Origin of the sequence: Halopseudomonas sp., assembly GCF_047631575.1 — a bacterium.
Lineage (GTDB): Bacteria > Pseudomonadota > Gammaproteobacteria > Pseudomonadales > Pseudomonadaceae > Halopseudomonas.
The window spans coordinates 31,607-53,147 of record NZ_JBLIAB010000009.1; the positions used below are offsets into that span (position 1 = coordinate 31,607).

A 21,541-nucleotide genomic window follows, 5' to 3' on the forward strand; every position below is an offset into this window, starting at 1 on the left:
ATTGGTTGAGTCAGGTAGCTGTCAGACGGAGTAAATTTGGATGGCCCGTATTGCAGGCGTCAACATCCCGGATAACAAACATACTGTTATCTCTTTGACCTATATATTTGGTATCGGTCAAACCAAGGCACAGAAGATTTGTGCAGCAACTGGCATTGCGCCGGATGCAAAAATCAAGGATCTCAGCGAGGAGCAGGTTGATCTGCTGCGCACCGAAGTGGGCAAGTCAAACACTGAAGGTGACCTGCGTCGTGCGGTCAACATGAACGTCAAGCGTCTTATGGATCTTGGTTGCTATCGTGGTCTGCGTCACCGCAGGGGCCTTCCGGTCCGTGGTCAGCGCACCAAGACTAACGCTCGTACCCGCAAGGGTCCGCGCAAGCCGATCCGTAAGTAATCGCGAAGGAATATACAGATATGGCTAAGCCTGCTGCTCGTGTACGTAAGAAAGTAAAAAAGACAGTGGTTGATGGGATCGCCCACATCCATGCGTCTTTCAATAACACCATCATTACCATTACCGACCGTCAGGGTAACGCTCTGAGCTGGGCGACTTCTGGTGGTTCCGGTTTCCGTGGTTCGCGTAAAAGCACCCCCTTTGCTGCACAGGTTGCAGCTGAGCGTGCTGGTCAGGCTGCTCTGGAATTTGGTCTGAAAAACCTAGACGTTAACGTGAAGGGCCCAGGCCCGGGTCGTGAGTCGGCTGTTCGTGCGCTGAATTCTTGTGGCTACAAGATCAGCGGCATCACTGATGTCACCCCCATCCCACATAACGGCTGTCGCCCGCCTAAAAAGCGCCGCGTGTAACCAGGAGACGGAAATGGCTAGATATATTGGTCCCAAGTGTAAGCTGTCTCGTCGCGAAGGCACCGACCTGTTCTTGAAGAGCGGCGCCCGCGCAATCGAGTCAAAATGCAAACTGGATAGCCCCCCAGGTGTGCATGGTCAACGTCGTGGTCGGCTTTCCGAGTACGGCACACAACTGCGTGAAAAACAGAAAGTTCGTCGTATCTACGGCATTCTTGAGCGTCAGTTCAGCAACTATTACAAGGAAGCTGCCCGTCTCAAGGGTCCTACCGGTGATAACCTGCTGCAGCTTCTCGAGCGTCGTCTTGACAACGTCGTTTATCGTATGGGTTTCGGTTCGACTCGTGCTGAATCGCGTCAGTTGGTTTCGCATAAAGCTATCAGCGTTAACGGCAAAACCGTAAACATCGCTTCGTTCCTGGTATCCCCGGGCGACGTTGTTGCTGTTCGCGAAAAAGCCAAGAATCAGTTGCGTATTGGCGGTTCTCTGGAGCTCGCAGCGCAGCGCGGCCAATCCGAGTGGTTGGAAGTAGATGCAGCGAAGAAGGAAGGTGTCTTTAAAAGCCTGCCCTCACGGAGTGATCTGTACGCCGACATCAACGAGAATTTGATCGTCGAGCTTTACTCCAAGTAAGCGTCAGACAGCAAAAGGTGCCCCCATGCAGAGTTCGGTTACCGAGTTTCTAACACCACGTCATATTGACGTACAGGAAACCTCGCCCACACGTGCCAAGATTACTCTTGAGCCGCTTGAGCGTGGTTTCGGTCATACCCTGGGCAATGCGCTTCGTCGTATTCTGCTCTCTTCCATGCCAGGTTGTGCGGTGGTAGAGGCGGAAATCGACGGCGTCTTGCATGAGTACAGCGCTATCGAGGGTGTCCAGGAAGATGTCATCGAGATACTGCTTAACCTGAAAGGTTTGGCTGTCAAGATGCACGGCCGTGATCATGTAACACTGACCTTGTCCAAAAAAGGACCAGGTCAAGTTACCGCAGCTGACATCCAGCTGGATCATGATGTTGAGATCATCAATCCTGATCACCTCATTGCTACCTTGTCCGATAATGGTTCGCTTAATCTTAAAATTACTGTGGCCCGTGGCCGTGGTTACGAGCCAGCTGACTCGCGTCAGACTGACGAAGATGAAAGCCGCTCTATTGGCCGCTTGCAGTTGGATGCGACTTATACCCCGGTTCGCCGCGTGGCCTATGTTGTTGAAAGTGCACGGGTCGAGCAGCGCACGAACCTGGACAAGCTAGTTATCGACCTGGAAACCAACGGTACGCTGGATGCTGAAGAAGCCATTCGTCGTGCTGCGACCATCCTGCAACAGCAGTTGGCCGCCTTCGTTGACCTGAAAGGTGAGAACGAACCCGTTGTTGAGCAACAGGAAGACGAAATTGATCCTATTCTGTTGCGTCCGGTCGACGACCTTGAGCTGACTGTACGTTCAGCCAACTGTCTGAAAGCCGAAAATATTTACTATATTGGCGATCTGATCCAGCGTACCGAAGTGGAACTGCTGAAGACCCCGAACCTAGGCAAGAAGTCCCTGACCGAGATCAAGGATGTTCTGGCCTCACGTGGTCTGTCACTGGGTATGCGTCTGGATAACTGGCCGCCTGCAAGCTTGAAGAAGGACGATAAGGTTTCGGCCTGATCGTCTCGACACCGAGGAATTGAGAGATGCGTCATCGTAAAAGTGGTCGTCACCTGAGTCGGACCAGCTCACACCGTAAGGCTATGTTTCAGAACATGGCGGTGTCGCTGTTCGCGAACGAACTGATCAGAACCACTCTGCCCAAGGCCAAGGAATTGCGCCGTGTTGCTGAGCCCCTGATCACCCTGGCGAAGGAAGATACCGTCGCCAATCGCCGCCTGGCATTTGATCGTACCCGCAGCAAAGAAGCTGTTGGTAAACTGTTCAATGACCTTGGTAAGCGATACTCTGATCGCCCCGGCGGTTATGTGCGTATTCTCAAGTGCGGTTTTCGTACTGGAGACTCTGCGCCCATGGCTTATGTCGAGTTGGTTGATCGCCCTGACTTGGCTGCTGCCAGCGAAGAGTGATAGAAGAGTACGAAAAAAACCGGACCCAGTGTTCGGTTTTTTTATGCTTGGGATATGGGGTGGGAATTGAATGTGCCAAGTAACAAAACGGCTATAGCTTAGCCGCTTAGATACTGTTTGGACGCGCCTAGCTGTCCCTTTTGAGTACAGGCCCCAGGAAGTGACCTGTATGGGAGTGAGTCATAGCGGCAACTTGCTCGGGTGTGCCGGTGGCGATGATCTTTCCGCCCCGAGAGCCACCCTCTGGCCCAAGGTCTACGACCCAGTCAGCGGTTTTTATCACATCTAGGTTGTGCTCGATGACAACCAGAGTGTTTCCGTGATCACGCAACCTATGAAGTACGTCGAGTAATTGCTGAATGTCGGCAAAGTGCAGGCCTGTGGTGGGCTCGTCGAGGATGTAAAGAGTCTTGCCGGTGTCGCGTTTGGACAGTTCCCGGGCTAGCTTTACCCGCTGCGCTTCGCCACCGGACAAGGTCGTTGCTGACTGGCCTAGGCGAATATAGGACAGCCCGACATCGATCAAAGTCTGCAACTTCCGGGCTAAAGCCGGCACCGCTTCGAAAAACGCACGAGCCTCTTCTATTGTGAATTCTAGTACTTCATGGATGTTCTTGCCCTTGTATCTGATCTCCAGCGTCTCGCGGTTATATCGCTTGCTCTTGCAGACGTCACAAGGCACATAGATGTCTGGCAAAAAGTGCATCTCGACCTTGATAAGACCATCACCTTGGCATGCTTCGCAACGGCCACCTTTGACGTTGAATGAGAAACGTCCTGCTTTGTATCCCCGAGAGCGCGCTTCCTGGGTGCCTGCAAATAACTCACGAATCGGCGTAAAGAGACCGGTATAGGTTGCCGGGTTTGAACGCGGAGTACGACCGATGGGGCTCTGATCGATATCCACTACCTTGTCTAGAAGGTGCATGCCATGAAAGCTGTCATAGGGTGCAGCTTCAAGGGTCGTTGCGCCATTGAGCTCGGTCGCCGTTATCGGATGCAGCGTATTGTTAATCAGTGTCGATTTACCCGATCCGGATACTCCTGTGACACAGGTCATGAGCCCGGTCGGGATTTCCAGAGTTACATTTTGCAGATTGTTGCCGCGCGCGCCTTTTAGCTGTAGCCATCCATCCTTTTTTGGCACATGTCGCTTAGCAGGAACGGGTATTTTGACCTTGCCAGACAGGTATTGACCGGTGAGAGAGTTGGGGTTGTTCATTACCTCTTCTGGTGTGCCTTGTGCGACGATCTGCCCACCGTGTACTCCCGCACCAGGACCGATATCCACGACATAATCGGATTGGCGTATGGCGTCCTCGTCATGCTCGACTACGATAACTGTGTTACCGATATCGCGCAGATGTACCAATGTTGATAGTAGGCGCTCGTTGTCTCGTTGATGGAGGCCAATGGAAGGCTCGTCAAGGATGTACATGACGCCAACCAAGCCTGCACCAATTTGGCTTGCGAGTCGTATGCGCTGAGCTTCACCACCAGACAGCGTATCGGCGCTGCGATCAAGAGAAAGATAATCCAGACCTACGTTCACTAGGAACATAAGTCGCGCTCTGATCTCCTTGAGGATTTTTTCGGCGATCTCTCCGCGATTACCCTCGAGGCTTAATTGTCCAAAATACTCAGTAGCTTCACCTATTGGCAGGGTAGTGACGCCGGGTAGGTTGCGGCCATCGATGAATACGTGACGGGCCTCGCGCCTCAACCGTGCGCCATGACAGGAAGGGCAGGGTTGCGTACTGAGATATTTGGCTAGTTCTTCGCGCACACTCTGGGATTCGGTCTCTCGATAGCGGCGTTCCAGATTGGGAACGATGCCTTCGAAGGGGTGTTCACGTTTGACAATGTCCCCTCGGTCATTCAAATAGCGAAAAGATACCTTCTCGGTACCCGTTCCGTGCAAGACGATCTTTTGATCCCTTTCATCTAGATCCGCAAAAGCGGTTTCCAGTGATATACCGTAATGGTCTGCAAGCGAGCTGAGCATTTGAAAATAATAGACGTTGCGTCTGTCCCAGCCTCGGATTGCGCCTTCGGCTAGTGTCAACTCGCCGTTAACCAAGCGCTTGGCATCAAAGAACTGTTTCATACCGAGGCCGTCGCATGTGGGGCAGGCGCCGGCAGGGTTGTTGAACGAAAAAAGGCGCGGCTCCAATTCACTGATCGAGTGGCCACATTTGGGACAGGCAAACCGGGCGCTAAATGTCAGCTCTTGCCCTTCTTCACCTTCCATGGGGGCAATGATGGCTATGCCATCGGCCAAATTGAGACAGGTTTCGAAGGACTCGGCCAGTCGAAGCTGCAGGTCTTCCCGTACTTTGAAGCGATCGACAACAACCTCAATGGTATGTTTACGATTTTTTTCAAGTGAAGGAGCCTCGTCAAGGTCGTGAACGCGACCATTGATGCGGGCGCGAACAAAACCTTGAGCACGAAGTTCGTCGAGAAGAGCGAGGTGTTCGCCTTTGCGTTCGCGCATGACGGGCGCTAGCAACATAAGCTTGCTGCCTTCGGGCATGGCGATCACTTGATCTACCATCTGGCTGACTGTCTGCGCTGCCAGTGGGAGATCATGGTCAGGACACCGGGGCTCTCCAACGCGGGCGAACAGAAGTCGTAAATAGTCGTAAATCTCAGTGATGGTGCCGACCGTTGAACGCGGATTGTGCGAAGTCGATTTCTGTTCGATAGAAATAGCGGGCGATAGCCCTTCAATATGGTCGACGTCGGGTTTTTCCATCATCGACAGGAACTGGCGGGCATATGCCGATAGTGACTCGACGTAACGTCTCTGTCCTTCGGCATACAGCGTATCAAATGCGAGCGAAGATTTACCCGAACCGGACAGGCCGGTTATGACGATGAGCTTGTCACGCGGCAGATCAAGGTCAATGTTCTTCAGGTTGTGAGTGCGCGCCCCACGAATCACGATGGTATCCACAGTACATTTCCCCAGCGACAGCAAAGCCAAACAGTATACGTGTTCAGGCCTGCGAGCGGCAAAAACCGCTCAGTACTTCGGCTAGGTTAGGTCATTGCTTTTGCAACCTGAGATGTCCGACCATGCGCTTGACTCTGACACTGTCGGCAATCGGTAAGCATGTTAGAATCCGAGCTTTTCACTGATCAGGAATGCCAATGCATCAAGCCGACCGCATGTCATCCAGCGAGCAGCGCGCCGCCGGTTCGTTGGCCGCTGTTTTCGCGTTCCGGATGCTTGGTTTGTTCATGGTATTGCCCGTGTTGGCGACCTACGGCGGCAATCTGGCCGGGGCGACGCCACTACTGATCGGTGTTGCAATTGGTGCTTATGGACTGACTCAGGCTTTCCTACAAATCCCTTTCGGTATGTTGTCCGACCGCATCGGCCGCAAGCCGGTCATTGTCGGCGGGCTATTGCTTTTTGCGCTCGGCGGTTTGTTGGCGGCGCAGGCTGACAGCATGCAGGGAATCATTATTGGCCGTATCGTGCAGGGCGCTGGCGCAATTGCCGCAGCCGTGATGGCGATGGTTGCTGACCTCACCCGTGAGCAGCATCGAACCAAAGCGATGGCAATGATCGGTATGAGTATTGGTGTGTCCTTTGCCATTGCTATGGTGGCGGGACCGGTGATCGCCGCCCGGGCGGGATTGCAGGGGGTTTTCTACGCTACAGTGGTGCTGGCAGTAATAGGTATTGCTCTGGTGATTTGGGTCGTGCCTGCAGTGGGGCGCGCAGAGGTTCACCGGGACGCGGGCGTCATCGCGGACAGCTTTTGGCCCAGTCTGCGCAATCCCGAACTGCTCCGTCTCAACTACGGCATCGCGATGCTACACGCCATTTTGATGGCCAGTTTCGTAGCGATCCCGCTGGCATTGCAGGAACGTGCGGGCCTGCCACGGGAAGATCATTGGTGGGTATATCTCTGCGCGCTGTTGATTTCCTTCTTTGCCATGGTCCCCTTCATCATCTACGCCGAACGTCAACGTCAGGTCAAAGCTGTGGTGCTTGGCGCGATCGGACTGCTCGTTCTGGTGCAGCCGATGCTTTGGCTTAGCGCTGATTCATTGCCCTGGCTGGTCTCTGCCATTGTGTTGTTCTTTATTGGTTTTAACTTGCTGGAAGCTACCTTACCCTCGCTCTTGAGCAAGATTGCTCCGGCGGGCGGGAAGGGCACAGCCATGGGTATCTACTCCACCAGCCAGTTTATAGGTGCGGCTTTCGGCGGGGTGTTGGGCGGGGCAGTATACGGCAGCTACGGGTTGGGTGGGGTATTCGCCTGCTGTGGAGTGCTCGCACTGTCGTGGTTGCTGATTGGTGGTAAGATGCGCCAACCAGCCTACGTTTCAAGCTATCGCGTGCCTTTGCCCCAGGAGCGTGACCGGGATGAGGCGTTGCTCCGGCGTATTCTTGCCATACCGGGTGTCACGGAGGCGGTCATCGTAGCTGAAGAAGCAGCCGCTTATATTAAAGTTGATACGCAGGTGCTGGATCGTGAAGAACTCGATCGCGCAGTAGCGCCGGCTCGGTAACACTAACCGGGTATTGTCAGGCAGCATCACGCCGCACACAGGAGATTGAAAGATGGCCAGAGGCGTCAATAAAGTAATTTTGATCGGTAACGTCGGGGGTGACCCAGAAGTGCGTTACCTGCCAAACGGTAATGCCGTTGCGAATGTTACCCTCGCTACCAGCGATAGCTGGAAAGACAAGCAGACCGGACAGCAGCAGGAACGCACCGAGTGGCATCGAATAGTGTTTTTTGGGCGCATTGCCGAGGTTGTCGGTGAATATGTGCGCAAGGGTTCGAAGATGTATATCGAAGGCCGCTTGCAGACCCGCGAGTGGGAAAAAGACGGCGTGAAACGCTATACCACCGAAATCGTTGTGGATATTGGCGGGCAAATGCAGTTGCTTGATGGCAAGCCTCAAGGTGGGGAGCAGGGCACGGCGCCGCGGCCTCAGCAACAGCGTCCAGCAGCTCCTCAGCCGAACCAGCGTCCCGCGCAGCAAGCGCCGCAGCAGTCAGCACCGCAACAGCCGGCGCCGGATTACGATAGTTTTGACGACGACATTCCGTTCTAGAAAATCTGTTTTTGTGACCTTGAAAGCCCCGTACGCGGGGCTTTTTTCATTTATAGGTTTTTCTGGGCTCTGCTCTGCTTCAGTTTTAGCCTGCGCGCGAAGTAAAAAAGCCGGACACATTGTGCTACCTTATGGAGCATATAGGCTGTCGCGATGCCTTGAACATCTGCGCAGTATCCCTGAACGCCAGTCATTGCTCGCACTGAATGTGGTAGGAAGCTCTGTAAGCTTTCTGCGCGGGGTGATGACACATAATGTGAAGACTGACGATGTCTGAGATTTACTTTGTTCGCCACGGCCAGGCGTCGTTTGGTTCCAGTAATTACGATCAACTCTCGGATAAGGGCCATCAGCAAGCCAAGTTGCTGGGAGAGTATTTTCATCGCCGCGCGATAGACTTTGATCATGTGTTGATGGGCGATATGGTAAGGCACCGCGAAACGGCGCAGGGTATTGCCAAGGGATTGGGTCTTGAAGAATCGACTTTTGAGGTGTTCAAGGAACTCAATGAGTTCGATTTCCATGCGATTCTCGCCGCCTACACTGCGCAATTCCCTGAGCAGGCGTTACCTGAAAAGCCCGAAGTGGCGGATTTTTTCAAGCGACTTCGCAAGGGCATCACGCTCTGGTCGCGCGGTGAGCTGGAAGGTGATTTACCCGAATCCTGGGCTGACTTTGAAGGGCGCCTGCAGCACGTCAAGGCCGATATCATGGCCCGTTGCACGGGTAAAAGAGTGCTGGCAGTCAGCTCGGGCGGTGCTATTGCCATGCTGGTCAGTCAGCTGCTGCGGGCGCCCAGTGAGACGATGATCGAACTCAATTTGCAGACGCGTAACACCGCTTTGATTCATTGCGTATTCAATCAGCGCAATATGAGGTTGAGTAGCTTTAATAGTGTGCCTCATCTGGATGATCCAGAGCACAAGACGTTGATCACCTACGCCTGAGTAGGACGCTGCGGCGGTCTTTAGGTCGGCGCAAAGTGTATCGGTCAAAAGTATTTTGAATACAGGGTATAAGCATGCGAATGCGCATTTTGCTGCTGGAAGGGGATTCGTCGCTGGGTTTGGCGCTGGTTCGGCTGGCGGCACAAGAAGGGATTGCTATAGAGTCCCTCGATCGCCCGCAGGAGGGTTGGAGCGCGGATTGCTTACCCAGCTGGCTGAAGGAGTATGACGCTGACGTGGTGGTCAACCTGGCCTATTTCCATGAACAGTTCCAGCTGGGCATGACGGCCCCGAGCGCTCTGGCTGCGCTGGAGAGCTTTAGCGGCCAGCTCGCCGGACTCTGTGCTGAAAGCAATCGATTTTTGCTGCAGCCATCAAGCGCCCGGGTATTCGATGGCCTGAAATCGACACCCTATACCGAGAAAGATGAGTGTTTACCCGGGGATGATTTGGGTCTGGTCCAGGCTCGACTGGAAAAATTGCTCGCCCTCCATTCCGCGCGATATATCGTTCTGAGATTCAGCTGGTTGCTCGACGCCACCTCTGATGGCCAGCTGGCAAAGCTCCTCGACCAGATGCATGAAGAGCAACCCGTGCTGCTCGCTGAAGAATGGCGTGGTAATCCCACGCCCGTAGAAGATGCGGCACGGGTGCTTCTGGCGGTACTCAAACAACTGGACTGCGAAGCGTCCCTGTCCGGTGTTTATCACTATGGCAGTACCGAACCTTCCAGTTGGATCAGCTTTGCCAAAAGCCTTGCTCAGGAGTTGATGGCCAGCAGCAAGCTGGATATTGATCCAGTGATACGCGCTATCCCTTTTGAAAAGCAAACCGAGGCTGGTTGGGAACCCCAGAATGCGGTAATGGCGAGCCGGCGTCTTCTGATGGCTTTCGGCGTCAAGCCTCGACCCTGGCGAAGCCAGCTTGCGCATCTGTTGGCGGATATCGAGCGGTATAAATGAAAAACGACCGAATGGCGGCCGTTTTATACAGAGTGTCTGCCGGATCAGAACTTGTAGCCAACGCTTGCCATGTAGATCATTGGGTTGATTTCCACATCGACCTTACTGGGAACACTGGCTGTACGGAACGTGGCAGTAGTCTCTATATCCGCATACCAGACAGTAGCGTTTAGATACACCTGTTCAGTCAGCTTGTAGTCCAGGCCGGCTTCAAGGGCATAGCCCCAGGAATCGTCCAGGGAAAGATCGGAGAAGCCGAGACCTTCTGCAGCGCTGGAAAGGTCTTCGCTGAAGAAGGTCGTGTAGTTCAGGCCGGCACCTACAAAGGGCTGCAGTACAGAGGACTTGTCCATCGGGTAGTACTGGAGCGTGACAGTCGGTGGCAAGTGTTTGATGCTGGCAAAGCGGCCGACCCCTTTCAGCTGAATGTCATGCTTAAAGGGGGTAGCGCCCAGTACGCCGACGCCTAGGTGGTCAGTCAGCATGAAGGTGCCGGTGATGCCAAGCTGGGTATTGCTATCAACACCGACTTCCAGTCCGGTATTAGCTCCGCCAACATAGACGTTCCCGCTATTCTCTTGGGGGTCAACTGCAACGACACCTGCGCGCACTATGATATCGCCGGTTTCGTGGGCCTGTACTGCAGATGCAGCAAGAAGGGCGGGGGCGAGTAAAAGGCCAGCGGCCAGTTGGGTGGTGAATCGTGACATATCTAAATCTCTCTTCAGTATTGGTATGGGGAGACTGTATGTTTTTGCATTTGTATGGGTATTGATCTGGAACAAGGATCCTACTGAATGCGCTAATTCCAGGCAGTTTGGTGTGGGAGGCTTGAATAATCTTCACGTCCAAATGATAATGCTTCTCTTTTAATAGTCCCGATTGTGGGGCAAGACAATGCCGGAGAGTCTGGATGAGAGTGGTTCTATGGATACTCTGCGCGCTGCCCCTGATTGCACTGGCGCAGGGCGCCACCGAGCAGGCACTGGATCAGAGCCAGGCGCTTATGCGTGACGCGCAGGGCTCACAGCAACGCATCGAGCAGCTCGATGACGCCACGCGTCAGGCGCTGAAGCGCTACCGTCAGGCCCTAGAGCAGCGCGAACGGCTGGTTGACTACAATGCGCGCCTGGCTGACATGGTCGCGGCTCAGGCTGAAGAGCTGGATGCATACGAAGCGCAATTGAGCAGTATCGATGATACCCAGCGTGAGCTTTTACCCCTCATGCAGCGGATGTATGTTTCTTTGGAGCGGTTCATTGAGCTAGATTTGCCTTTTTTGCCCGAGGAGCGCGCCGAGCGTCTCGCTCAGCTGGAAGACCTGCTCAAGAGCGTGCATGTAAGCGTGGCGGAAAAGTATCGCCGACTGGTCGAGGTCTATCAGATCGAGAGCGATTATGGGCGTACATTGGAGGCCTGGCGCGGGACATTGGGCGAGAATGAGCCGGTTCGGATAGTCGATTTTCTCCGCCTTGGACGGGTGATGCTTTTCTATCAGACTCTGGATGGACGTGAACAGGGCTACTGGGACGCCCAGACAAGCGCCTGGAAAGCGTTGCCCGATAGCTACCGTCGCACCTTGGAGCAGGGCCTGAATATTGCCCGCCAACAGCAGACGCCGGTCATGCTCCGCTTGCCATTGCCGCCGGTGTTAGAACAGGAGAGCGGGCTATGAAGAAGTTTTTGCTGCTATTCGCTCTGGCGCTTTTAACCCCAGCGGTGAGTGCCCAGCCCGCCGATCTGGACGCGCTGTTGAGAGATATACGCGAAGTGCGCAATACGGAGCAGACGGCCATGCGCGAGCGTGAAACGCGCTTTCTTGCCGAGCGCGATGAGCAACAAAGTCGCTTGCGTCAGGCCGAAGAGGCATTAGCACAGGTGCAGGCCGAGGCTGACCGTCTCAAGTCTGAATTTGATCGGCAGGAGCAGGCTCTGACCGAAGGCGAAGCGCAATTGGCCCAGCGCAGCGGCAACCTGGGCGAGCTCTTTGGAGTAGTGCGTCAAGCCGCCGACGACACGCGTAGCCAGTGGCAGGATTCATTACTCAATATGCAGTTTCCCGGGCGTACGGCCACCCTGGACCAGTTAGCCGGAAGCAGGCAAATCCCGACCGTCGAGGCCCTGGAGTCCTTCTGGTTTCTGCTGCAGCAGGATATGACGGCCAGTGGCAAAATCAGTCGGTTTATGGCTCCTGTGGTCGGTCTCGATGGCTCGCAGCGCGAGTTGTCAGTGATACGGGTCGGCCCGTTCGTCGCATTGCAAGGCGAGGACTATTTGCTGTATCAACCTGAACCAGAGCGTTTGCTGGTGGCTACGCGTCAGCCCGAAGGCCGTGGTTTGGTGGATGACTTCATGCAACCGCGCAATGAGCTCGCTGATTTAAAAGTGGATCCGACTCGTGGCAACGTTATTCAACAGCTTCAGCAGACGCCGTCGCTTACCGAACGCATCCATCAGGGCGGTGTGGTCGGCTACGTCATTATCGCGCTCGGCTTGCTCGGCTTGCTGCTGGCGCTGGTGCGGCTGGTCTGGCTGCAGCGCACTAGTGGACGGGTTAGCCGCCAGGTAGCGGACCTCGGTGACTTGCGGCGGGACAACCCCTTGGGTCGGGTGCTCGGTGTGATTGGCAACCATCCACGGCTTGAGCAGCTCGAAACATTAGAGCTTAAGCTGGACGAGGCGATTCTCAAGGAGACGCCCGCTCTGGAGCGTTGGCAAGGCCTGATTAAGCTGGTTGCCGCGGTGGCTCCGCTTCTGGGCTTGTTGGGCACCGTGACCGGGATGATCGCCACTTTCCAGGCTATCACCCTGTTTGGTACCGGCGATCCGAAATTGATGGCAGGTGGTATTTCCCAGGCACTGATCACCACTGTGTTGGGGCTGATCGTCGCCATCCCTTTGTTGTTCATGCACGGTCTGGTTGCTGCGCGCAGTAAAGCGCTGATTCAGTTGCTGGAACAGCAGAGCGCGGGTTTGATGGCGCTGCACCTGGGCGGCGAGGACGAAGAGGATGTTTGAAGGGCTTTGGCAGCTCAGGGACTTTCTCGATAGTGGCGGCTGGGTGCTCTGGAGCATCCTGTTCGTCACTGTCGTGCTCTGGACGCTGATGCTCGAACGGCTCTGGTTTCTCGGTCGTGTATTTCCCCGGCAAGCGCGACAACTGCAGGAGGGCTGGCTGGCTCGAAGCGACCGTCGCAGTAGCGCCGCAAGGCACATCCGCGCCGCTTGGCTATCGCGCGCCCAACTGCGGCTGCAGCGTTACTTGCCCATGGTGCGTGTACTCATTGCGCTATGTCCGCTGCTCGGTTTGCTGGGCACGGTCAGCGGCATGATTGAGGTTTTCGATGTAATGGCGTTGAGCGGTAATGGTAATCCCCGCGCGATGGCCGCTGGCGTATCCCGCGCCACGGTACCAACCATGGCCGGAATGGTGATTGCCATTAGCGGATTATTTTGTCTGGCACGTCTTGATCAGCAGACGCGTCGAGCGCTGCAGCGGCTGAATGACCGCCTGCGTTTTGAATAGGAATCGATAGATGCGCATGCGCAGACACTATACCGGTAGCGACGATGAGGCCGGCATCGACATGACGCCGATGCTGGACATTGTCTTTATCATGCTGATTTTCTTTATTGTCACCAGCTCCTTTATCAAGGAGTCGGGTATCACCGTGCAGAGGCCTTCGGCCGCGACGGCCACCGAACAGCCCAAGGGCAACATCCTGATTGCGATCAGTCCCGAGGGCGCAATCTGGATCGACCGCCAGCCGGTGGATGTCAGGGCTGTTCGGGCGGCGGTCGAGCGTATGCTGGTGGATCAGCCTGATAGTACCGTGGTAGTTCAGGCTGACCGGGATTCGCGCAGCGGCCTGGTCATCCAGATAATGGATCAGGTGCGCCTGGCCGGCGTTGTGGATGTGGCACTTGCGGCGACGGCCACCTCCGCCGAGACGCGGTGATGCGCATGCTGTTCAGCTTTGCCGGCGCATTACTGGTCGCCCTGGCGCTGTTTGCGCTCATGGTGATGCTGGTTACGCCGCCGCGAGATGACAGCGTGGCCGATGAGGAGCTGGTTAGGGTGAGTTTTGTACGCGCGGTGGGCGACACCCGCAGTGAAAACCGCGAGCGGGAACAGCGGCAAGCACCTGAACGTCCCCAGCCGCTGGAGCCGGTGCCACAGCCAAAAGCGGTGACGGCCCAACCCAGGCCCACGCCGGAAGTGAATCTGGATATTAATATTCCCAGCCTGCCAACGTCGATTCAGCTCAGCAGTGCGCCGACCCTAGAGGGTCTTAGTGCGGCCAAAGTCGCAGCTGCACCGACGCCAGCCCCTGCTGCAGCTTTACCAGCGGCTCAGGCTGCGCCTTCCCTGTCAGAAGAAGTCACGCCACTGGTGGATATTGCCCCCAATTATCCACGGCGTGCACTGGCCGCGGGTATCGAAGGGGAGGTGACGCTGGTATTTACCATAACGGCTGATGGCCGGGTGGCGAATCTACGGGTAGTCGATGCCAATCCCGTTGGCGTGTTCGAGCGCGAAGCGCGCCGCGCGGCAAGCCGTTACCGCTTTGCGCCGCGTCGGGAAAATGGCCAGGCGGTTACGCGAGAGGCAACCAAGACGCTCTATTTCCGCTTGGAAGAGCGGCGCTGATGCGTACCCTGCTCTGCGTTATAACGCTGGTATTTATTGGCCATGCTCAGGCGCAGCAGGCTATCGACCCGGCCGTATTTCAGGCATTGAGCAACGCACGCGAGGCGCAGCAAAGCAGGGACTTTGCGACCGCTCAGCGGATGTTGGAAGCCGTTCTGAACTCGACCGAGACAGGCAGCTTGGAGCGCGCGCTAGTGCAGCAAAGGCTGGGCTATGTGGCGATTGAGGGTCAGCGCAGCGCGGAAGCGATTGATTGGTTGCGCAAGGCGTTAGCGCAGGAGCAACTGGACGATCAAACCGCCAGTCAGGAACGCCGCAACCTGGCCCAGTTGCTGGCGCAGGCTGGACAGGATGCTGAGGCGGTCAGCTTGCTCGAGGTCGAGTTGGCTGCAGATAACCTGCCGCTAGACACCCGAAGATTGTTGGTGCAGCTGTATAACCGGCTTGAGCGTTACAGCAAGGCGATCCCGCTGGCCGAGCAAGTGGTGCGTGAAAACCCGGACGTAGATGGGGTCTGGTATCAGTTACTGGCCGGGATGAATTATCGGCTGCAACGCTATAAAGCGGCGGAGAAATGGTTTCGACTGTTGTTGCGCCGTCAGCCGGAAAGCGCCGAGACTTGGCGGCAGCTAGCCGCAGTGCAGAGCATGGACCGGCGGCAGGGTGATGCTGCGGGCACCTTGCGTCTGGCTTATGAAGGTGGGATTCGGTTGCGCGAGATCGATCTGGAAAAGCTGTTGGCTCTTCACGTGGCTGCCGGCGCACCCTGGCAGGCAGCACGTTTATTGGAGGCGCTGCTGCAGCAAAAACTGTTGTCAGCCAGTCACGTCCGCACTGAGCGTCTGGCCCAGTTATGGCAACAGGCGCGCGACCATGCGCGTGCTGAGCAGGCCTGGCGAACCTTGGCCCGGAGCACTGGCGAGACTGATCACTGGATGCAGCTTGCTTCGATTCAATTGGAACGCGGCCGGTGGCCCGAATTACTCGATAGTCTTGCGCAGGCACGGGCCGGTGCTTCAGCCGAGCAGCATCAGGTCATGAATCAATGGGCTGAATACGCCCGTCGAGCGATGGAATAGTGTTTAGTCGGCAATTGATGAGAGAAAATTAATAGCTGTATGGTTCCACGCGGGCGTCGGCAATCTGGTAGCCCGCGTTGGCTAGGTCGCTTTCTACATATTTAACCTGCATCGCGCCCGTGACCCAGAATGGCTGGTAAAGCTCTGCCAGCGGGATACCCTTTTTGCTGCGCACATGGACGATCTGATTGGAGGGCGGCGGCGGCACGTGCACGCAGGCGCCAAAATAAGGCACCAATAAAAACTCACTGACGGAGCCATCTGCGTCGATGCCCAGAGGTACTATATAACCGGGTAGCTTGACAGAGAGGCCATCCAATGTGGTGACAACCGGAGCGGTAGGTTCGAGTTGTACGGCGGGATCGCCGAAGTCCTCGTCGCTCAGTGTATCGGCGAGCGTCGATAAGTCATGACTCGGTAGCGGCATGCCATCCAGACCTCGTGCGTTTGCAGGTACCAGGTCACCCCAGCTCAATTCTTCCACGGCCATGGCGGGCAGCGCGCAGAGCGCCAGTGTGCAAGCGGTGGTTAGAGCGGCAAGATAACGCATGCAGTACCTCTTGGGATTCTCAGGTTCGGATCGACAGGCCGTCCGCCAGCGACTGTCGGTAGGCGCGCCAGGCTGGGACGCTGCCCATCAGGACACTGGCCGCCAGAATAGCGCCGAGCAACGTCCATTCATAGGGGCCCGGAGGCGTGATGGCAATGTATAGCCCGTAGCGTGACAGAATCAAAGGCTGAGCCAACCAAAGACACAGATACATCAGGCCGAGCCCGAGCATGATCCCGGCGAAAGCGAGGCTGGCCGCTTCAAGCAACAAAAGGCTGAATACATGCCGGGGACGCGCCCCAACTGAACGCAGGATAGCCATCTCCCGCCTGCGCTCGTTCAGGCTGCTGAGAATGGCTGTCAGCATACCGACCAGGCCGGTCAGTACGACGAACAGCGAAACGATAAAGAGCGCCTTTTCGGCCATGCCGAGCAAGCTCCACAGTTCCTGCAGGGCCACCCCGGGCAGAACCGCTTGCAGCGGTTCGCCGCCGAACTGATTGATCTCCCGCTGTACGGCAAAAGTGCTGATCCGACTGGTCAGGCCGAGTAATACAGCCGTGATTGCCTTGGGGGTCAGATCCATTTCTCGGGCCTGCTCTGCACTGACGCTGGCTGCGCCCCGGCCGGGCATGCCCTGTTGCCAGTCCACATGCAGCGCTTCTATACCCTGCAGGCTGATATGGATGGTGCGATCGACAGGCGTCCCGGTTTTGCGCAGTATGCCGCTCACTCGAAAGGGTTTGTCTGTATGGTCGACAAAACTCACGGAGCCCGTACCGTGGGCCAGGACCATCTCGTCGGTTAAAGCATACCCCAGTTCACGTGCGACATCGGCGCCCAGGACCGCGTCATACAGATCGTCAAACTGTGCACCGCTGGCAAACACTAGTGCCTGATCGCGTCCGTGACGATAGTGCTCGAAGTAACCTGGGGTCGTTCCCATCACCCGAAACCCGCGGTGAGAGTCACCCAGCGAAAGCGGAATGGCCCAGGCAACCTGAGGATGTTCGGTCACATGCTGATAGCTGTCCCAGCGAATGTTGTTGGTCGCGTTGCCGATACGAAAAACCGAATACAGCAGCAATTGCACCGAGCCGGAGCGGGCCCCGACAACCAGATCCGTGCCCGCAATGGTGCTGGTGAAACTGGCCCTGGCCTCGGTCCGGACCTTTTCCACGGCCAGCAGCAAGGTGACACTGAGGGCGATTGCCAGCACCGTCAAGATGGCGGAGAAACGGCGATTGGCCAGACTCTTTATTGCCAAGCGCAGCAGATACATCAGAGCACCTCTGCGGTTGTGGCCGCGCGGTTTATGTCCTTTAGCGACAGTGCGCGATCGAACAGCGGCTCCAGCGATGAGTCATGGCTGACGAAGAGCAAGCTGCTGCCTCCGCGTTCGCATTCGGCGAATAGCAGCTGCAGAAAGGCTTCCCGACTGTCCGCGTCCAGGGCGGACGTGGGTTCGTCGGCAATCACCAGTTCAGGGTTACCAATCAGGGCTCGGGCCGCGGCTACCCGTTGCTGCTGGCCAATCGACAGTTCGGAAACGGACCTTCGCAGCAATTGCGGATCAGAGAGTCCGAGGCCGGCAAGCAGATCCAATGCTGCCTGCTCCAGGCTGGCGCTGCGTGCGAGTGCCCGTGCACGGCGTACGGCTGAAAAGCGACAAGGCAGGGTGACGTTTTCAACCAGTGAGAGGTAAGGCAGCAGATTGAACATCTGGAATATGTAGCCAGTATGGTCAGCGCGAAACTGGTCCCGCCTGGCCGCCGAGAGGTCAGCCAGGCTTTTCTCCAGGAGTTTGATGCTACCGCTGTCAGGCAACAGCACACCGCCGAGCAGACCCAGCAAAGTGGTTTTGCCGCTACCCGATGGACCCTTGAGGAACACACGCTCACCGCGGTACAGAGCGAAACTCTGTATGTCCAGTAAGCTCGACTGGCCAGGCCAGGTGAAGGTCACTGCATCTAGTTGGATCAGGAATGGCTGCATGGAAGTGTCTGGGGCATGGGAAAATAGGGAGCTGAAGCTACCAAAGTATCGAGTATATCCGATCAGATTGTAGCTGTGACTTCAAAGGTGTATGACGCTCTGCGCCGGGGTCAGCTCTCCGCCCTGCTGGCCTTTGGGCGTAATGGCCTGCAACAGGAGTTTTTCGGTATTGGGAAACGCGTCGAACAACTTCACCTCAATTTTTTGGAGTGCGTCAGGATTGGCGCAGGCGAAATGAAAGCGAGCGTTGATATCCGCATGTGCGATTCCGCGGGCACCGTGATCATCGTGCTCTACCCCAGCCACAGCGAAAAGAGGGCTTTTGGCTTCGGACTCTTCCAATATGCAAGCTGCTGCTTCAGAGAATACGAACAGGTTCTGGGCCTGCTCCAGACGATGACGCGCCTGCTTTGTGATGGCAAGGTCTGTTTCGCTGGTGGGAAGATGTTCAAAACCGACGATGTTGGCAGCGGGGCTTTGGAGCTCGAGTATGACGTTCTGACCATCCAGTACCAGATTAAGGCTTGCCACACCGTGCTCATGTGCAGCGACGCTGGCGGCACTCTCTTCGCTGTGTACGTGATTATGGTCATGGTCATGATTCTGGTCGCTGGCCTGAATGGTGAAGGCCAGCGTACTTAGTAGTCCACCGAGAAGCAGGATAGGGTAGCGCATGTGCAGCCTCCAATATGTTATGGGATGTTATCCTATAACATATGCACAGGGCTTGCCAGCCCCCCTACGATGCTTATGTCAGAGAATATCAATACAGAACCTGATAGAGCTTGCGCCGGTATTGGATAGTCAGCGGATGTTCGCTGCCAAGGGCATTGAAGACCTCCAGCAGTGTTCGGTGGGGGCTTCCATCGGCATAGCCGCGATCGTGCTCGAACAGTGCCAGCAGGGCAGCAAGAGCCACTCCGTGGCGCTGCTGCGATAAGTCCACCATCGCCAGGTGATAGGTGGCTTCACTGTCATTGGCGTTCTGTTCGAGGCGCTGCTCAAGCTCGGTACGCGGCGGCAGACCTACAGCCTGGCGCAGAAAAGTCACCTGAGCCCTTGCGCCAGCCAGTGCTGCCTTGTGTACATTCTTATCTTTTACCGCATCCAATACCTGTTCAGCCGCGTCAAGCTGACCATCCATCGCCAGTGCTCGGCCAAGCAGAACCAGGAGAGGATCTTCGGTTTGCTCGCTGATGGCTGGCTGCAGAAGCGCGATTGCCTGTGTCGCATTGCCTTCCTCAAGGAGGGTGGTGGCTATTGTGGCCAGGTCCGCTTCAGGTTCCGGGGCCGCCTCGGGCACGGTGCCAAGATGTGGCTCGAGGATCACCCGGATAGCACTTTCGGGCTGGATGCCGGTGAAGCCGTCGACGGGCTGACCATCCTTGAACAGCACAACGGTTGGCAGGCTCCGGATGCCAAAGCGCTCGGTCAGTTCGGCCTGTTGATCACAGTCGACCTTGGCCAGCAACAGTTCGCCCGCATAGCTCTCGGTGATACTGACGAGTACCGGCAGCAGGACCTTGCAGGGAGCACACCACTCGGCCCAGAAATCCACCAGTACCGGTTTGTGAAAAGAGTTCTCCAGTACATAGCGGTCAAAGGTCTCGGTAGTGACATCAAAAATATAGGCTGACTGGCTCATGGAGTGTCCATCGTATTGAGAGTCAGGCGATAGTGGGGCGCCCTGGCGTTGAAATCAAGGGTGCCCTGGGCATACTGCTGCTTAGTGGGTGTTGCCATACAAGGCTACTTCCCGGAATGCCAGGGGCTCACCCAGATCCGGCCAGGTCTGGCCCTGTAATCTGCTCAGAAGCCGGTAGCTCGGGTGCTGCAGGTCACGCACCCGCGAGTCGGCGAGCATGGTGGAGGCGGCGCGCTGGCGGAAATGTTCAAGAAACACGCGGTTGCTGCTGTCATACAGGACGTCCGCAGCGAGGATCAGATCAATATCGCCAGTTACGGCAAAAAAATCCTCTGCCAGAGTCAGTTCTACGCCGTTCAGCTCAGCATTCAGGGTGCTGGCGAGCAGCGCCTGAGGATCTAGGTCGCAGGCTATACTTTGTTGCGCGCCGGCCATGGCGCAGGCAATGGCGACGACACCCGAGCCACTGCCGAAGTCCAGTACCCGTTTACCGCGAACCTGTTGCGGATGCTCGAGTATCCAGCGAGCCAATGCCAGGCCGCTGCCCCAGCAAAAGCTCCAATAGGGTGGCTGATCGAGCAGTCGCCGGGTTTCCTCGCTGCTGAAGGCACGATTCAGGTTGGCTGGATCAAGCAGCCACAGTTGCAGTTTTTCCAGTCCGGGCAGACGGGTGGCTATCAGCTGTGCATCGGCCAGAACATGATGCAACTCGGCGTTCAGGGCGGCTAGGGTCATGCTGTGATCCGCAGTAGTAGTGTGGCTATTGGAGTGCGGCGTGAAGACCCATGCGCAGCCTGTTCAGATCGGCAGCAGGACTTGCAGACGACTGTGCAGAAACTCGATCAGGGTCCGCGTGGCCAAGGTGGGGTAGAGGTTGGGCGCAGTCAAGAGGTATAGATGATCGCCCCAGGCACTGACCCGGGCGCGCTGTGAGGGTAACAGCCGTTGCAACTCGCCGTTGTCCAGCTCCTGCTGCACGCTGTAGAGCGGTAGCAGGGCGCAACCAATACCTGCCAGGGTGGCACGTTTGAGGAACATCATATCTTCGGTCTGCAGTCGCGGTCGCAGCATCAGTGTACGGGTTTCATGGCCGTCGAACAGCTCCAGCGGCAGACGTTGGTCATGTGAGTTGACGCTGACCATGTCGATCTTTAACAAATCTTCCGGTTGCTGCGGCGTGCCATGCGCCTGGAGATAACGAGGACTGGCGCAAAGCGCCCAATCAACTGGGCCGAGGTCGCGCGCCACCAGGGCGTCAGGCGGCGTCGTGGTTACGCGGATAGCAACGTCAATTTCGGCAGCGACCAGATCGAAAATACGATTGCTGAAGGTTAATTGCAGGCTAACCTCCGGGTATAGACTGGCAAACTCCAATAGCAGCGGGCCAACCACCTGCTGCCCCAGTGCGACCGGCACGCTGAGGCGGATATGCCCGCGCAGATTCTTGCCCAGGTCGTCTACCGTGGCCTGCAGGGCGTTCAGTTCTTGGCTGATGCGCGCCGCATGCTCGTAAAGCGCCCAACCGATTTGCGTCGGCTCCACTCGGCGCGTGGTACGCCGGAACAGCTGCACTTGAATGCTCTGCTCTAGCGCCTTGAGTCTGCGGCTGACGTGCGAGCGTGATGTGCCAAGGCGGCGCGCGGCAGCGCTCATGCTGCCAGCTTCGACTACTGCGCTGAGGAACTGCAGGTTCTTGATGTCCATCCATTGTTGCCTATTTGTAAACGGTTTGGGCTGGTTGGCGGATATTG

24 protein-coding genes are annotated in these 21,541 nt (G+C 56.5%); 15 read left to right on the forward strand and 9 right to left on the reverse strand.

The genetic code is table 11. The features are described from left to right. Positions 1-40 precede the first annotated feature (40 nt). Genes rpsM through rplQ form a run of 5 tightly spaced genes read left to right on the forward strand, consistent with a single transcriptional unit; the run spans position 41 to position 2,878 of the window. Positions 41-397 carry a 30S ribosomal protein S13 gene (rpsM, locus tag ACJAXR_RS13805; protein ID WP_415058846.1) on the forward strand — a complete coding sequence of 119 codons (357 nt, stop codon included), beginning with the start codon at positions 41-43 and terminating at the stop codon, positions 395-397. A gap of 20 nt (positions 398-417) precedes the next feature. Then, the gene (gene rpsK, locus ACJAXR_RS13810) at positions 418-807 is read left to right on the forward strand and encodes a 30S ribosomal protein S11 (protein ID WP_415058847.1); all 390 of its coding nucleotides are present in this window, start codon (positions 418-420) and stop codon (positions 805-807) included. Positions 808-820: 13 nt separating this feature from the next. Beyond that, positions 821-1,441, forward strand: coding sequence for a 30S ribosomal protein S4 (rpsD, locus tag ACJAXR_RS13815; RefSeq protein ID WP_339846707.1), 621 nt, complete (start codon positions 821-823; stop codon positions 1,439-1,441). A 25-nt stretch (positions 1,442-1,466) separates the two neighbouring features. Further along, positions 1,467-2,468 (forward strand): DNA-directed RNA polymerase subunit alpha, encoded by a 1,002-nt coding sequence (locus ACJAXR_RS13820; protein ID WP_415058848.1) that lies wholly within the window; start codon positions 1,467-1,469, stop codon positions 2,466-2,468. 26 nt (positions 2,469-2,494) lie between these two features. Continuing rightward, positions 2,495-2,878 (forward strand): 50S ribosomal protein L17, encoded by a 384-nt coding sequence (rplQ, locus tag ACJAXR_RS13825; RefSeq protein ID WP_415058849.1) that lies wholly within the window; start codon positions 2,495-2,497, stop codon positions 2,876-2,878. A 127-nt stretch (positions 2,879-3,005) separates the two neighbouring features. Here the strand turns inward: rplQ and uvrA are convergent, their stop codons facing one another. Then, positions 3,006-5,837 (reverse strand): excinuclease ABC subunit UvrA, encoded by a 2,832-nt coding sequence (gene uvrA / locus ACJAXR_RS13830; RefSeq protein WP_415058850.1) that lies wholly within the window; start codon positions 5,835-5,837, stop codon positions 3,006-3,008. Positions 5,838-6,034: 197 nt separating this feature from the next. Between uvrA and ACJAXR_RS13835 the strand changes: the two genes are divergently transcribed. The 4 genes from ACJAXR_RS13835 to ACJAXR_RS13850 all read left to right on the forward strand — a co-directional run bounded on the left by ACJAXR_RS13835 (position 6,035) and on the right by ACJAXR_RS13850 (position 9,870). Beyond that, on the forward strand, positions 6,035-7,408 hold the full coding sequence (locus ACJAXR_RS13835; RefSeq protein ID WP_415058851.1) for an MFS transporter: 1,374 nt from the start codon (positions 6,035-6,037) through the stop codon (positions 7,406-7,408). Between the two features lie 52 nt (positions 7,409-7,460). Continuing rightward, entirely contained in the window at positions 7,461-7,961 is a 501-nt protein-coding gene (gene ssb / locus ACJAXR_RS13840) for a single-stranded DNA-binding protein (protein WP_415058852.1), read from the forward strand. A 269-nt stretch (positions 7,962-8,230) separates the two neighbouring features. Then, positions 8,231-8,908 (forward strand): histidine phosphatase family protein, encoded by a 678-nt coding sequence (locus ACJAXR_RS13845; RefSeq protein ID WP_415058853.1) that lies wholly within the window; start codon positions 8,231-8,233, stop codon positions 8,906-8,908. A gap of 74 nt (positions 8,909-8,982) precedes the next feature. Continuing rightward, positions 8,983-9,870, forward strand: a complete 888-nt coding sequence (locus tag ACJAXR_RS13850) for a sugar nucleotide-binding protein (RefSeq protein WP_415058854.1) — start codon at positions 8,983-8,985, stop codon at positions 9,868-9,870. Between the two features lie 44 nt (positions 9,871-9,914). On the opposite strand, the gene ACJAXR_RS13855 is transcribed toward ACJAXR_RS13850, so the two are convergent. Then, positions 9,915-10,580 (reverse strand): OmpW family outer membrane protein, encoded by a 666-nt coding sequence (locus ACJAXR_RS13855; protein WP_415058855.1) that lies wholly within the window; start codon positions 10,578-10,580, stop codon positions 9,915-9,917. Between the two features lie 203 nt (positions 10,581-10,783). Here ACJAXR_RS13855 and ACJAXR_RS13860 point away from each other — a divergent pair, with 203 nt between their 5' ends. From ACJAXR_RS13860 to ACJAXR_RS13885, 6 genes are read left to right on the forward strand one after another with little or no spacing between them, the layout of a single operon-like run. Then, positions 10,784-11,545 carry a DUF3450 domain-containing protein gene (locus ACJAXR_RS13860; protein WP_415058856.1) on the forward strand — a complete coding sequence of 254 codons (762 nt, stop codon included), beginning with the start codon at positions 10,784-10,786 and terminating at the stop codon, positions 11,543-11,545. Further along, the gene (locus ACJAXR_RS13865) at positions 11,542-12,888 is read left to right on the forward strand and encodes a MotA/TolQ/ExbB proton channel family protein (RefSeq protein ID WP_415058857.1); all 1,347 of its coding nucleotides are present in this window, start codon (positions 11,542-11,544) and stop codon (positions 12,886-12,888) included. Before ACJAXR_RS13860 ends, ACJAXR_RS13865 begins: the two co-directional genes overlap by 4 nt. Next, positions 12,881-13,396, forward strand: a complete 516-nt coding sequence (locus ACJAXR_RS13870) for a MotA/TolQ/ExbB proton channel family protein (RefSeq protein WP_415058858.1) — start codon at positions 12,881-12,883, stop codon at positions 13,394-13,396. Before ACJAXR_RS13865 ends, ACJAXR_RS13870 begins: the two co-directional genes overlap by 8 nt. A 10-nt stretch (positions 13,397-13,406) precedes the next feature. Continuing rightward, positions 13,407-13,829 carry an ExbD/TolR family protein gene (locus tag ACJAXR_RS13875; RefSeq protein ID WP_415058859.1) on the forward strand — a complete coding sequence of 141 codons (423 nt, stop codon included), beginning with the start codon at positions 13,407-13,409 and terminating at the stop codon, positions 13,827-13,829. A gap of 5 nt (positions 13,830-13,834) precedes the next feature. Then, entirely contained in the window at positions 13,835-14,521 is a 687-nt protein-coding gene (locus ACJAXR_RS13880; RefSeq protein ID WP_415058860.1) for an energy transducer TonB, read from the forward strand. Continuing rightward, positions 14,521-15,600, forward strand: coding sequence for a tetratricopeptide repeat protein (locus ACJAXR_RS13885; RefSeq protein ID WP_415058861.1), 1,080 nt, complete (start codon positions 14,521-14,523; stop codon positions 15,598-15,600). Before ACJAXR_RS13880 ends, ACJAXR_RS13885 begins: the two co-directional genes overlap by 1 nt. Positions 15,601-15,628: 28 nt before the next feature. Here ACJAXR_RS13885 and ACJAXR_RS13890 read toward each other — a convergent pair whose 3' ends face one another. The 7 genes from ACJAXR_RS13890 to ACJAXR_RS13920 all read right to left on the reverse strand — a co-directional run bounded on the left by ACJAXR_RS13890 (position 15,629) and on the right by ACJAXR_RS13920 (position 21,494). Then, positions 15,629-16,150, reverse strand: coding sequence for a DUF3299 domain-containing protein (locus ACJAXR_RS13890; protein ID WP_415058862.1), 522 nt, complete (start codon positions 16,148-16,150; stop codon positions 15,629-15,631). 19 nt (positions 16,151-16,169) lie between these two features. Beyond that, positions 16,170-17,432, reverse strand: coding sequence for an ABC transporter permease (locus ACJAXR_RS13895; protein ID WP_415058863.1), 1,263 nt, complete (start codon positions 17,430-17,432; stop codon positions 16,170-16,172). Then, positions 17,432-18,145, reverse strand: a complete 714-nt coding sequence (locus ACJAXR_RS13900) for an ATP-binding cassette domain-containing protein (RefSeq protein ID WP_415058864.1) — start codon at positions 18,143-18,145, stop codon at positions 17,432-17,434. The genes ACJAXR_RS13895 and ACJAXR_RS13900 overlap by 1 nt, the downstream gene beginning before the upstream one ends. 81 nt (positions 18,146-18,226) lie before the next feature. Further along, on the reverse strand, positions 18,227-18,820 hold the full coding sequence (locus ACJAXR_RS13905; protein ID WP_415058865.1) for a DUF2796 domain-containing protein: 594 nt from the start codon (positions 18,818-18,820) through the stop codon (positions 18,227-18,229). Positions 18,821-18,908: 88 nt separating this feature from the next. After that, positions 18,909-19,790, reverse strand: a complete 882-nt coding sequence (gene trxA, locus ACJAXR_RS13910; protein WP_415058866.1) for a thioredoxin — start codon at positions 19,788-19,790, stop codon at positions 18,909-18,911. Positions 19,791-19,871: 81 nt separating this feature from the next. Continuing rightward, the gene (locus tag ACJAXR_RS13915) at positions 19,872-20,525 is read right to left on the reverse strand and encodes a class I SAM-dependent methyltransferase (RefSeq protein WP_415058867.1); all 654 of its coding nucleotides are present in this window, start codon (positions 20,523-20,525) and stop codon (positions 19,872-19,874) included. Between the two features lie 63 nt (positions 20,526-20,588). Then, entirely contained in the window at positions 20,589-21,494 is a 906-nt protein-coding gene (locus ACJAXR_RS13920) for a LysR family transcriptional regulator (protein WP_415058868.1), read from the reverse strand. Between the last annotated feature and the right edge of the window lie 47 nt (positions 21,495-21,541).